This window comes from Chitinophaga solisilvae (genome assembly GCF_009928525.1).
GTDB lineage: Bacteria > Bacteroidota > Bacteroidia > Chitinophagales > Chitinophagaceae > Chitinophaga > Chitinophaga solisilvae.
Genome location: NZ_JAABOK010000001.1, coordinates 337,908 through 350,473, shown reverse-complemented (window position 1 = coordinate 350,473; position 12,566 = coordinate 337,908). Strand labels below are relative to the sequence as shown.

The 12,566-nt window shown below is 49.8% G+C and carries 9 protein-coding genes; 3 read left to right on the top strand and 6 right to left on the bottom strand.

Annotated features, from left to right (window positions below; translation table 11 throughout):
• Window positions 1-5: 5 nt before the first annotated feature.
• From GWG06_RS01130 to GWG06_RS01115, 4 genes are all read right to left on the bottom strand, one after another.
• Window positions 6-1,169, bottom strand: a complete 1,164-nt coding sequence (locus tag GWG06_RS01130; RefSeq protein WP_160710882.1) for an alpha/beta hydrolase — start codon at window positions 1,167-1,169, stop codon at window positions 6-8.
• Window positions 1,170-1,179: 10 nt separating this feature from the next.
• On the bottom strand, window positions 1,180-2,364 hold the full coding sequence (locus GWG06_RS01125; protein WP_160710881.1) for a PepSY-associated TM helix domain-containing protein: 1,185 nt from the start codon (window positions 2,362-2,364) through the stop codon (window positions 1,180-1,182).
• A gap of 67 nt (window positions 2,365-2,431) precedes the next feature.
• Window positions 2,432-4,822, bottom strand: coding sequence for a TonB-dependent receptor (locus tag GWG06_RS01120; protein ID WP_160710880.1), 2,391 nt, complete (start codon window positions 4,820-4,822; stop codon window positions 2,432-2,434).
• Window positions 4,823-5,082: 260 nt separating this feature from the next.
• Window positions 5,083-5,898 (bottom strand): DUF3108 domain-containing protein, encoded by an 816-nt coding sequence (locus GWG06_RS01115; protein WP_160710879.1) that lies wholly within the window; start codon window positions 5,896-5,898, stop codon window positions 5,083-5,085.
• A 253-nt stretch (window positions 5,899-6,151) separates the two neighbouring features.
• On the opposite strand from GWG06_RS01115, the gene GWG06_RS01110 reads away from it, so the two are divergent.
• A complete protein-coding gene (locus GWG06_RS01110; protein WP_160710878.1) occupies window positions 6,152-7,171 on the top strand; it encodes a sensor histidine kinase in 1,020 nt (339 codons plus the stop codon).
• Entirely contained in the window at window positions 7,168-7,881 is a 714-nt protein-coding gene (locus GWG06_RS01105) for a LytR/AlgR family response regulator transcription factor (protein ID WP_127042208.1), read from the top strand. The genes GWG06_RS01110 and GWG06_RS01105 overlap by 4 nt, the downstream gene beginning before the upstream one ends.
• A gap of 58 nt (window positions 7,882-7,939) precedes the next feature.
• Here the strand turns inward: GWG06_RS01105 and GWG06_RS01100 are convergent, their stop codons facing one another.
• Window positions 7,940-9,934, bottom strand: coding sequence for a M1 family aminopeptidase (locus GWG06_RS01100; RefSeq protein ID WP_160710877.1), 1,995 nt, complete (start codon window positions 9,932-9,934; stop codon window positions 7,940-7,942).
• A gap of 55 nt (window positions 9,935-9,989) precedes the next feature.
• Window positions 9,990-10,784 carry a helix-turn-helix transcriptional regulator gene (locus GWG06_RS01095; RefSeq protein WP_127042204.1) on the bottom strand — a complete coding sequence of 265 codons (795 nt, stop codon included), beginning with the start codon at window positions 10,782-10,784 and terminating at the stop codon, window positions 9,990-9,992.
• 190 nt (window positions 10,785-10,974) lie between these two features.
• On the opposite strand from GWG06_RS01095, the gene GWG06_RS01090 reads away from it, so the two are divergent.
• Window positions 10,975-12,558: a BCCT family transporter gene (locus tag GWG06_RS01090; RefSeq protein WP_127042202.1), complete on the top strand. Its 1,584-nt coding sequence runs from the start codon at window positions 10,975-10,977 to the stop codon at window positions 12,556-12,558.
• Window positions 12,559-12,566: the final 8 nt, after the last annotated feature.

Genomic DNA, 12,566 nt, shown 5'->3' with positions numbered 1-12,566 from the left:
CAATTCTATCTCCCCAATTCCCGTATCTTCTCCTTCACAAAACCATTATCCGGCGCCAGTTGCAACGCCTTACGATAGGTGTTCAGCGCTGCGGCCGGCTGTTGCAGTCTGAGGTAAGCTGCGGCGAGCGCCAGGTGTGCAGGAATGCTGGATGGGTATTGCTGTACATTCAGCAGCAGGAAATTGATGGCAGCGGGCTTCTGTTGCGATAAGGCGTATTGGCCGATGGCATATGTCAGCGATTCGCCCGGTTTGAAAACAAAACCATTGCTTTTACTGATGGCCGCGTAATTGCGGAGATACAATTCATAATCATCAGCTACCTGTTTTACCTGGGTCTGGTAACCATTGAAAACGAATTTCAATCCATCGTAGAGGGCTGGCAGGGGTATGGAACCATGATCTTCTTCCAGGTAAAATTTATGTTTCCATTGCAAGCCTGATACGGCAGATAATGGCAGTATCTCATTCGCCAGCCGTTTGATGGCCCTGGGATGATCGGTGGTAGTATCCTGCGGGATGGCTACCTTATTGGCTTCCGCTACAAAAAGCTTACGTCCTTTCATATCCTGCTGCTGCAGCACGGCCGGAAAGCCATCCAGGAAGCGTTCTTCCTCCCACCACATGGAAGGGTCAATAGCAATGCAGGCATTGAACAATGCAGTATGATGCATGATGATGTTCATGGTGGCCAGTCCGCCGAAGGAGTGGCCGCTGAGCACCTGATAACCGGAAGTACGGTAGTTTTTACGTACGTACGGTATCAGTTCCTGCTGCAGGAAGCTGATAAATTTCTCTCCGCCCCCGCTTTCGCTGTACAGCGTACCTTTCTTTCCCGGACGTGTGGTAGGAGCATGCGTAGGTGTAAGATCGCGCGTTCTCGCGGTATTGTGAATGCCGACCACGATCATCTCAGGTATCATGGCATACATCCCTTTGGACAGGTGTTGCACAATGGCCGCAGCATGCGTGGTATTCCACTCTCCGTCGAAAAGATACAGTACAGGATAGCTGGCAGGCGCAATAGTGGTATCGCGGTATGTCTCCGGCAGGATAATGGTTACGGGACGGTCTTCGCCCAGTATGGCGGAATGCACGGATAACAACGACTGTGCGGATAACTGCTGTATCATGGCGACAGACAGCAACAGGAGAAATATTTTTTTCATAGACATATTATCAGGCAGTTACTGTTTGTTTGGAAGAGATGCGCACCGGAGATTTTTTCTTCTTCCTGTTCCACCATATCATAAAACCGGTGATGGGCAGGGAGGTACAGATAAGTCCGATGATGAAGGTGATCGTCTTTCCTACTGCACCATACCAGAATCCGAGGTGCAGGTTCATGTTAATGTTCTCTACTTTTTCTCCGTTATACCAGCTGTCAGCCATTTTCACTTCTTCTCCGGTGAACCGGTTCACGAGAAACATGCGGCCGTTGTAGCCTTTCAATCCTATTTCCTTACCGGCAACCACATTGCAGGAAGTCATGCTGTCTTTAGCCGGGATGGTCATGCGCAGCTGTTCCACGCCCGGCTGGTGCAGGTATCTGAGCAATATGCTGTCCAGCGGAAAAGGCTTGCTGCCGGCTACATATGCGGGAGCTGCCTTTCTCATGGCCTTGTAGGTACCCGATTGCCCGTTGAAGGCCTGATGTACTTTACCATTTACAAAATGGTTTACGATAATCAGTCCGGTGATGGTGAGCATCAGCGCCGGCAGCAGGCTGTAGAAGCCGAGTACGTTATGCAGATCGTAGTTAACCCGCTTCCATTTGCCGTTCCATTTGATGCGGAACGACTGTTCGCGGGTGGCCTTCGTCCACTTTTTCGGCCACCAGAGGATAAGTCCGCCGATAAGTTCGAGCAGGAATATCCAGGTGGCAATTTCCACGATAATATTTCCCGGCTCGTGCAGCAGCAGCTGGCTGTGGATATGTGCTACCACATAGAAAAAATAGTAGGCGCCGTTGGAGTCCAGTATTTTACCGGTGTAGGGATCCATCCAGGCGAAGTGAAAATGATCCTCTTTATCTTCATACGCAATTTTGAAGCTACGCTCCGGATCTTTATAGGCGACAAAATAGAAAGGGTGAAAGTCAGGGCGCTCCTGTTTAAAGATAGCGATGAGTTCTTCCGGTTTCTTTTGTACTGCGCCGGTTTCCTGCACGGTAAGGGCTTTCCGGCTGATGAGATCAATGATATCATCACAGAAAACGAACATGGTGCCGGTGAGGCAAACCACGAAGATGACGATGCCGGAGGAAAGGCCGAGCCACAGATGCAGCCAGGCGTTGACGCGGCTGAATAACGAAGGTTTCTTCTTTTGTTTAGGTGTAATCCGTTGGTTGCTTCCTGTCTGCATAATTTCATGGAAATGCCCCACAGCATACGCTGCGGGGCTTTATTATTAATTGATGAAAAAGTTGCCTTTAGAATTTGTAGCTCATATTCACTACCAGCTGCCGCGTAGGCTCACGGGTAGCCCACGCGTCGGTGGTCCAGTATTCCCTGTTCGCCAGGTTATTAACCTTGACGCCTATACGATAACGGGGCTGATCGTAAAAAATGGTGGCATCCAGTCTTACAAAGGAAGGGGCCGTAAAGGTCACTGCCTCCGTATTATATCCGCCTTTCTCTTTTGATTTCACCCTGTTGTTGATAAAGAAGGACTCGCTCTGGTAGTTGCCGCCGAAGCCGAAGCCCAGGCCTTTTGCAATACCATGCTGCAGTTTGTAGCTGATCCACCAGTTAGCCACATGTTGTGGCGCGGAGGGAGCGCGCAGGCCCTGTACAGTGGAATCCGCCTTGGTATACCTGCTGTTGTTATATCCGTAGCCGAAGATCATATGCATGCCCCTGAAGGGATTGGCGATCAGGTCTGTTTCAATACCGCTGCTGCGCTGGGTGGCATCCTGCAGGTAGTAGTTGGGATGTTCGCGGTCTTCGCGGGTCATGTTCTGCACTTCAATATCGTAGTAGCTGACAGTACCGGAGAGCTTACCGCTGAGCAGTTCCACTTTCACGCCTCCTTCAAACTGCCGGGATATTTCCGGTTTCAGGTTCGTTTTCTCTTTTTCATCTTCTGCATAAATCAGCTTAGGTGTCGGATTACTGAAGCCGGAGGCGTAGTTGGTAAAGAGGGAAACTTTATCCCGCAACACCTGGTAAACGATGCCGGCTTTCGGGGAGAAGGCAGTCTGACTGAACTTATCGAATTTACTGTTATAGTGATCGATACGGCCGCTGAGCATGACCATCAGGGAAGGTGTGAGGTTGAGCACATCGGCGGCATACGCGCTGTAAGTCTGGTAGTTGCGGTTATTCGGCGTGCGTTTTTTATCGGCTAGCTGCTGCTGATACTTTTCAATAGAGATATCGGCGGCGTCCTGGTTGATTTTTACCACATCGAATACGGGGATAACGGTGCGGCGGTCATTAGAAGTTACCTGCGTATAATCGAGTCCTACGAGGAGGCGGTTACGCATCCCACTGATTTTAAAATCGCCGTTGAAGTTCTGCTGCAGCTGGTTTACGCCGAAAGAGCTCGGAATATTCATGAGCTGGCGCTGCATGGTCGTATCTGAATTCACCAGCAGGAACAGGTAGTTGGCGTTATTTTCCGTATTGGCGTAGGAGTAGCTGGTGGTAGAGGTCCAGGTATCCGAAATTTTATAGGTGGCCTTCGCAAAAGCGTTGAGGATATTCGCTTCGCTCTGCAGGTTATTGCTGGTATAGGAACGCTGGAAGTCGAAAGAGAGCTGATCAAAGCTGCGGGCTTTCACGGTATCGGCTATACGCCCGATATAGGTTGTATTTCTTTTGGTGCGGAACATTTCCACGTCCAGGTCTACCGTCAGCCGATCGTTCAGTTTAAAGGTAAATGCCGGGGCGAAAGCCATGGTAGAGGATCTGCCATAGTCGAGGAAGCTGCCGCTTTTTTCCAGGGCCGCATTCAGGCGCATTAAAACGGTCTTCTCTTTGTTCAGCGGCGTGTTCACATCAGCAGTAAGGCGGTTGAAGCCGAAACTGCCGGTGGTATATCCCACTTCGCCCCTGTATTCATCGAAAGGTTTTTTGGTAACACGGTTCACCAGGCCGCCGTAAGAAATCATGACACCACCGAACAGGGTACCGGACGGGCCTTTGATGACCTCAATAGATTCCAGGTTGACCGGATCGGACATAGACATCCAGTTGGTAGCCATGCCGTTGCGGATAGCGCCGCCGGCGTTTGTACCGCTGAAGCCACGCATACGGATAGACAGGCCGATGCCACCGGAGCCTACGCCCTGGGTGACGTTGGTAACGCCGGGGGCTGTCTGCAGCGCTCCGCGGAAGTCGGTCACCAGCTGCTCCTGCAGCAACTCCTTAGGCAGTACGGTGTATACCTGCGCATTCTCCAGGTTAGACAACTGCATACGTGCTACCTGATCGCTTTTCTTTTTGGCGAATCTGGTAGCGCCGGAAGTAACTATAAATTCGCTGAGCTGCTGAGAGGTCTTCTCCAGCGTGATAGCTACTACAGTAGCCTGATTTTCGTGCACAGTCACTTTCCTGGTTACTGCTGCATGCCCTATCAGGGATATTTCCAGCGTATAGTCGCCGGCTTTAACTTTATTGAAAATGAAATTCCCGTTATCATCAGACAGGGCCACGCGGTTTGCTTCTTTCAGCAATACCGACACCGCCACCGCCGGCTGTTTATCAGCAGTAACAATATTTCCCCGGATACTTTCCCCCAGGGATCCGGCATAGGACAGCGAGGTGCCAGAACAAACCAGAGCGGCCATGCAGCACAACACGTGTATCAATCTACGCATACAGAAGTAGGTTTAAATGAGTCAGCATAAAAAATCACGGCCGCAAAAGTAGTATCGGGAAGGATGGGGTTGGTGTCTGATCGGGAAAATGATTTACGGGAAACGGAAATTTGTTCCAATTGCGAATTACGAATTGCGAATTACGAATGTAGAAGCGAAGATTAGAGCGAAGATTAAAAGTGATAAGTATTAAGTATCACCTTTGATCTTCGCTCTAATCTTCGCTTCTACATTCGTAATTCGCAATTCGTAATTCGTAATTACTCCGTTTTAAACCGCTTTCCCAGCTCCTGCGTAAATCCCGGTAATTTTATCTTGTAACGAAACATTCCTCCATAGCTATCCTCTTCCTTAAGCAATTCATGATTAGATTTACTGATCCAGAAAGTTTGTTCATAATGGCCAGCCTGTGGGGATTCGCCTTCAATGAACAGTTTCCAGCAGTCTACATTTTTGTTATCGAGTGTTTGCAGGACTTCGCTGCCTGTTACCTTATAGGTAACATATTTAGGGGGTTCCAGGCCGGCGTCATAGAAGCGGATTACAAAAGTTTTGCCTGCGGCCAGCGGCAGCATTTCAAACGTTTCTATGTCCAGGTGCCAGTTGTAGTTGGGCTGGCTGAAGTCCAGCCTGAAGCCGGCAGCCTTGTTGCCGGCGGTGGTATCGCCGGACAGGCTGGTAGCTGACCAGTTATAGGCGGTGAGTTCTTTACCTCTGACGGCAGCATGATACAGCGGAGAGAAGTCCTTCACGCTGTTATAGGAAGTAAAGGAAGCATAACGGGTACTGTCCTGACTGTACCACTGTTGGGAAATGCGGAAAGCCGGCTGATTGTGCAGGGTCGTTTTCTCTATTTGTCTGACCCAGAGGCTCAGGTAAAGCAGTTGCGGCTGCCGGGGAATCTGGAAATATACCAGGTACTGACGTATACCGGGTCTGAGATAGGCGGTATTCAGCTTTACATGTTGCTGATCGATGGTATCTACCTGGGCAGTTGCCGCGGATGCCAGCATCAGCAGGGCTATCAGCGGCAGGCTTATCTGATGCAGGCAATAACGTGTTACAGAAAGAAACATTTGTGCAAGATTTAAGTTGCTTAATTTTCATCCAATATTTCCTGTTTTTTCCCGGCAGGAAAAAAATAATCAACGGTTGGTAAAAAAATTTAAACGGCGGCCCTGATTTTCATCTACGCTTCATCCGGAGGATTTAATATTGAAAAAAAAACAGCAATGGCTGAATACATCGCTGTAATGATTGAAAAAAATGTCAAAGAAGATGAACCGGCAGCAGGCAGGCAATAAAAAGTCTAAATCATTCGTAAATTGGATGATGCAATTTTTCGAGCGTTATTCCATGGTGACCAGGATACAATGGATGCTGTGGCCGGTGGTTTTCCTGCTGATGTTTTTCTCCCTGCTGCCGGAAGACAGTCCGGGACAGGCTTTTGTCTTCTCGCTGCTCAACACGCTGTTTTATATGGCCGTAATTTATGGTAATATTAGCTGGCTGTTTCCCCGGCTGTACCTGCGGCAGCGCGTGGTGCTGTATGTAACAGCAGTCATAATATACCTAGCAGCCGTCAGCCTGGGACGGGCCTATTTTATGCCATGGATATACAACAGGTGGTTCACGGATCATCCGGTGCCGGTAACTGGTCTTGTCATCTTCCGCTACCTGGCGGGCGTGCCGCTGTTATTCATGCTCAGCTTTGTATTCCGTATTGCCATCGCCTACTTTTCAGTAAAGCAGCAGGCGGCGGCACTGACCCTGCAGAATACACAGGCAGCACTGAATCTTCTGAAATCGCAGGTGCAGCCGCATTTTCTGTTCAACACCCTCAACAACATCTATTACGAAGCCTACCGCGAAGCGCCGCGGACGGCACTGCTGATAGAAAGGCTGTCGGAAATCATGCGCTACTTTGTGGATGAGAGTCCGAAAGATCAGGTATCGCTTGCTACAGAAGTCAGCTTCCTGGAACATTATATTGCGCTGGAGAAAATACGTATCCGGCATGAGGTAACACTCACCTTCGACAATCAGGCCCCGGAGCACCTGAGCATCCCTCCTATGCTGCTGATGACATTTGTGGAGAACATCTTCAAACACGGTATCGATAAGAAGAGCCAACAGAATGAAATCAGTATCATCCTGCTAAGCAGGGACGGGCGTCTGGAATTCAGCACCTGCAATACCCTTCCGGAACACCCTGCGGCAACCGCCGGTCCCGGCTCCGGCATCTGGAACCTCCGGAAAAGACTAACTTTATTATACGGCGAAGATTATTTGCTGACAACAGCTAAATCTGCCGATAGCTTTACCGCCTTCTTATCCTTTCCGTTATGAACCTGACCTGCATTATTGTTGATGATGAACCCAACGGGGTGAACCTGCTGGAACTGCATATCCAGCAAACCACAGACTGGCAGCTGCTGGCGAAATGCTACGACGCGCTGGAAGCGCTGGCATTCCTGAAAAATAACCGGGCTGACATTATCTTCCTGGACATTAACATGCCCCGCCTCGACGGCATGGAACTGGCTGCCCTCCTGCCGCCGGATATAAAAATCATTTTCACCACGGCATATGCTGAATATGCTGCGGCCAGCTATAACTTCCAGACCATAGACTATCTGCTGAAACCTATTACCCTGCGCCGTTTCCTGGCGGCACGCCAGAAAACGGAAGCCGCTTTTGCATCGCAGGCGGCACTGCAGGACATCCCTAAACCCGCAGCCAATAAGGATTACTTCTTTGTCAAATCAGGAAAGACCTTACAGCAGATACACCTGCAGGACCTTTTATATTTTGAAGGAGAAAAAGAATATGTGCGCCTGGTCACCACCAAAGAAGAAGTACTGGTATACAAACGCCTGAAAGATGTGGCAGACCAGCTGCAGGCCCCCTTCATCCGGGTGCATAACTCCTACATCGTTAATACCAGCAGGATAGATAAGATTCAGGACAATCATATTTTCATCGGCAATAAACGAATACCGCTGAGCGATAAATTCAGAACAGCTTTCATGGACCTTATCCGGCAGCGGTTTCTCTGAAAATAAAAAAGGTTGCAGGCCATATGCCTGCAACCGTGAACACCTCCCCTCGTCTCGTTCAGGAGGAAGTACGTTTTCCGAGCGTCTCCAGCAGCGGAGCTACTTTAGCTTCTATACCATCGCTGTTGTTATTGGCCGCATCTGCCTTCAGCGCATTGGCACAAGCCCATTCTACCAATGCCACATCATGCCTGCCTGCAGCCAGTTGTGCAATGCGATAGTACGTCATAGCCAGCAGATCCGCCGGGCGGGACACGCATTGTAAAGAACGCTGGTAATAGGCGATGGCTGCTTCCGGGCGTTGCTGCACTGCTGCAATGCGGCCCAGCTGATACAACAGGGAGAATTCCACCCCTGAGTTATCTTCCGGTAAGCCTTCACGTATATAAGATTCTGCCAGTTTTACCGCTTCGTCATTTTTCCGCTGCATACGCAGGTTAAGTACCTTCACCACTTTCGCCTGTGAGTAGGCCAGCGGCGTCAGCTCTTCATCCCAGTGGAGTACCTTGAAATATGGATCCAGCTGCACTGTTTTCACCGTACCGGTTACCGGCAGCTGTATCTGCTGACTGCGGTCTTTCACCGCAATTTTCTGCAGGGATGTGGTGCCGTTGGTATAGGTAATCAGCACTTCCAGCGGCAGCTGATAAAGGCTGTCCTTTTGCGTAACCTTCAGTTGCAGTTTGCGCTGCTGCTGTGTCCAGCTGCTTTCCCAGGAGGGCGCCCCGGTACGGTTAAACCACTGCTGATAAAATACCTGCAGGCTGCCGCCGTGTGCTTTCTCCATCTCATCCAGGAAGTTTTCCCAGGTCACGCCATCCTTGCTGTATTTCTCACCGATGGTCTGCAACGCTTTATTGAATGCCGGTTTCCCTATGGTATTGGATAGCAGTTCCAACGTCATGAAGCCTTTGCTGTCGCCGAGAATATGCCCGTTTTTATCTGACAGTGTTGCCATCGGCTCATCATTTCCGGCAGCGGCATTTTTAAGGTATCCCAGGCCACATTGGTCTTTAATATAGCCAGGGTAGCCGGTTTTACGGTATTCCATAGCATGCGCGCCATCGAAGTGACTCACCACCTGCAATGATCCGTATTGCGCCATGCATTCAGACACCATGGATTTTCCCTTACTGCCTTTCACCATTACCTTGTTACCCCACCACTGGTGGCCTATTTCATGACCAAAGAGTGCGTAGTTAAACTGGCGGAGCGCCCCGGAAGGCATAGCCACGCCACCGAGAATGCTGGCTCCGCCGATACCTGTCTGCTCCGCTACATACTCAGGATATTCTATGATGGAAAAGTTAGGAATGGTCAGCGGACCAAATTGTGTTGCCAGGTAATCCAGTACAGCCGCCGCTTTGCGGGAGATGTCGTTGCCATCCACCGCCTTGCTCAGGCTGTAGGTGTTAAAGGCGCGGTTGCCCTTATACTCCTGACGGGAATAATTTCCGATATATAAAGAGAAAATATCCGGTTGTGCGTAACGGAACTCATAGGTATGATTACGTGTAGCCGTAGTAGTTACTACCGTACAGGCAGCCATCACCGGCATAATGTTCAGCGGAGTGGTAACGGTGATAACACCGGTACCGCGGAGATAATCGCCGGTGCCATCCGGAGCCTGCGCGATGACCTGCGGATACCACGCAGAACCATAACCGCCGGCCATACAGTAGGCAGTATCCAGGTAAAACTGGAAGGTAGGCGCGCTGCCGCGCTCATATGCATAGGTGAAACGCAGCGGTGTAGCGGCGGGTAAGGTTTTGACAAAATGCCAGCGGTACACAATATCACCTGCGTGGTTAACACTGGTATCCATTTTAGCCTGCGCGCCTTCCAGGCGAAGTGTAGCGGCGCCAACACCACGGCTGATGACAATATCTACCGAGTCAGCGCAGGCGGCATCCGTTAAAAAGGTAAGGTGCCCCTGTACATTAAAAGATTTCTGTGACAGATCAGCACGGACCTGCAGCTGATAATCCAGCTTATGCTGGGCAACTAATGAAAGAGGAAGCAGTAAACATAAAAGTGCGACGAGACGATGCATACTTATTTATTTTTCACAAAGAAACAGCAGCAGCAAAAATTAAAATTGCATCAGATTAACTTTTCAGCAGCGAGCGGAATTTATGAGGGGTGGTATGGTAATTGGCCCGGAAAGCACGCACCAGGTGCGGCGCATCAGAGAACCCGGCCGTAAATGCAATGTCAGTAACAGGAAGTGTAGTAGTAAACAACAGGGCCGCCGCTTTTCTCAACCGCATCTTCAGCTGGTAGTCGCCGATAGTAATCCCTTCCCTTTCCTTAAAGGCGCGGGCCAGATATACCGGGTGTACAAATACCCTGGCCGCAATAGATTTGATGGTATGGTGCACCTCGAATTCATTCTCCAGGATAGCTTTCACCTGCGGCAGCCAGGGCAGCCGCTCCGGAATTTTTTCTGTATTGAATTCAGACAGCCATAGCAGCATGTATTCTTCTGAATTGACAATATTATTATTTGAAAAGGCGTACAGTAAGCGGTACAGGTAATCAAAGGTACCTGCCTTGTAGACAGCTGCCTTATCAGGCAATATTCGGAATACTTCCGCACGCCGCAGCCATTCTTCCTTAAATTCTATGTTCAGGCATTTGCCGCCGGTGTGGTGAAAGTTGTTGGCATGGCTGTACCCCGCCGGGCGGAATAATATTTCTCCCGGCGCGATCTCGGTATCCCTTCCTTTGCTTACTTCTTCATAGCTTCCGTTGATAAGCAGACTGAGATAGGCATTTTCGTGATAATGTTCATGAATATGGGTTTCTGGCTGATATATGGTAATATTCAGTTTAAACGAATCATCCTCATTAAACTGTTGTTCGTTTCCAAAATAATTACCAGGAGACAAAATAATGCTCATAAACTAACGTCGGTTTCCTGTTGGCAGTTCCTGTATCAAATATACGTTCTTCCCTCAATAATACCGCGTCTTCCCTGATTTGGTAACATTTGTTACTTCTTCCCGGCGTTCTGTTATTTTTTTTAATTATGCCGGCATACAACAATTTGTGGCCCGCAGGTATTATTCTATTGACAAAATCCTGGATGGTATGCCCAAACGAACTGCTTTCGTCATTAATAAACCGGTGTTTTATGTTTCCGGTCTGCTGGTATTGTTTAGCCTGTTACTCTGTTTATTGTTCCGGCAATCCGTGGATGAATGGTTTGCGCGCACCCAGTACCTGGTAACGGAAAACATGGGCTGGTTTTTTATTCTGACGGTCAACTTTGTTCTGATCTTCTGCCTCGCGCTGGCCTTTGGAAAATACGGGCGTATCCGCCTGGGGGGCGAACATGCGGAACCTGAGTTCAGCAAAGGCTCCTGGTTTGCCATGTTATTCAGTGCCGGTATGGGTATAGGCATTATGTTTTTCAGTGTAGCCGAGCCCGTTTCTCATTTTGCGAAGCCGCCACGCCCTGTTGCCACACCGATAGAAGCCGCCCGGCAGGCGATGGATTTTACTTTCCTGCACTGGGGACTGCATGCCTGGGGAATATACGCCCTGGTGGGGCTGTCGCTCGCCTTCTTCTCCTTCAACAAAAAGCTGCCGCTTACTTTCCGTTCACTCTTCTATCCTTTTCTCGGAGAGCGCATTCATGGCTGGTGGGGCCACAGCATCGATATATTATCTGTGCTGGCAACACTGTTCGGGTTATCTACCTCGCTGGGGCTGGGGGTACAACAGATGAATGCCGGCATGAATTTTCTCTTCGGATGGCCGGTATCAGTAGGTTTACAGTCCATCCTGATTATCGTGGTAACCTGTATTGCCACGCTGTCCGTCTTCTCCGGGCTGGACAAGGGTGTAAAAATCCTGAGCAACGCCAATATGGTTATGGCACTGACACTGATGCTGCTGATATTTCTGCTGGGGCCTACCATTTACCTGCTTAAAAGTTACATACAGAATATAGGCACCTACCTGGCGGATTTCATCCAGATCAGCACCTGGAACGACAGCTACCGGCAGTCCGGCTGGCAAAACAGCTGGACGGTCTTCTACTGGGCCTGGTGGATAGCCTGGTCGCCCTTTGTGGGCAGCTTTATTGCCCGCATTTCCAAAGGACGCACCGTCAGGGAATTTATACTGGGGGTGCTGATAGTGCCGGCGCTGCTCACCCTGCTATGGATGACCATCTTCGGCAGCACAGCGCTGTCTTTCATCCTGCATGGCGACGATACCATGATAGCTGCCGTAAAAGAGAATATCTCCACTGCCCTGTTTGTTTTCCTGCGGCAGTTTCCGCTTACGCAGGTACTCTCCCTGCTGGCAGTGCTGCTGGTATCTTTTTTCTTTATCACCTCTTCCGATTCCGGCTCGCTGGTGGTAGACAACATCACCTCCGGCGGCTCCCCTCATACACCCGTTCTGCAACGTATCCTGTGGGCGTTTGTACAGGGTATCATCGCCATTGTACTGCTCTGGGGCGGCGGTCTGCAGGCACTGCAAACGGCCGTCATCATCGCCGGACTACCCTTTGCCGTCATCATCCTGCTCATGTGTTACAGTTTGCAGAAAGGATTGCAGGAAGAGCTGACAGGCATGCATAAAAAGCTGCGACAGAAGCAGGAAAAGAGCTACCGGAATATTATCTCGGATATTATCCAGGAACAAAATAACTCCAACGACTAAAAGCGTAT

What these genes read in the sequence shown, in the direction of transcription:
- GWG06_RS01130 (WP_160710882.1), bottom strand. Translation starts at nt 1,169, where the DNA reads ATGAAAAAAATATTTCTCCTGTTGCTGTCTGTCGCCATGATACAGCAG.
- GWG06_RS01125 (WP_160710881.1), bottom strand. Translation starts at nt 2,364, where the DNA reads ATGCAGACAGGAAGCAACCAACGGATTACACCTAAACAAAAGAAGAAA.
- GWG06_RS01120 (WP_160710880.1), bottom strand. Translation starts at nt 4,822, where the DNA reads ATGCGTAGATTGATACACGTGTTGTGCTGCATGGCCGCTCTGGTTTGT.
- GWG06_RS01115 (WP_160710879.1), bottom strand. Translation starts at nt 5,898, where the DNA reads ATGTTTCTTTCTGTAACACGTTATTGCCTGCATCAGATAAGCCTGCCG.
- GWG06_RS01110 (WP_160710878.1), top strand. Translation starts at nt 6,152, where the DNA reads ATGATGCAATTTTTCGAGCGTTATTCCATGGTGACCAGGATACAATGG.
- GWG06_RS01105 (WP_127042208.1), top strand. Translation starts at nt 7,168, where the DNA reads ATGAACCTGACCTGCATTATTGTTGATGATGAACCCAACGGGGTGAAC.
- GWG06_RS01100 (WP_160710877.1), bottom strand. Translation starts at nt 9,934, where the DNA reads ATGCATCGTCTCGTCGCACTTTTATGTTTACTGCTTCCTCTTTCATTA.
- GWG06_RS01095 (WP_127042204.1), bottom strand. Translation starts at nt 10,784, where the DNA reads ATGAGCATTATTTTGTCTCCTGGTAATTATTTTGGAAACGAACAACAG.
- GWG06_RS01090 (WP_127042202.1), top strand. Translation starts at nt 10,975, where the DNA reads ATGCCCAAACGAACTGCTTTCGTCATTAATAAACCGGTGTTTTATGTT.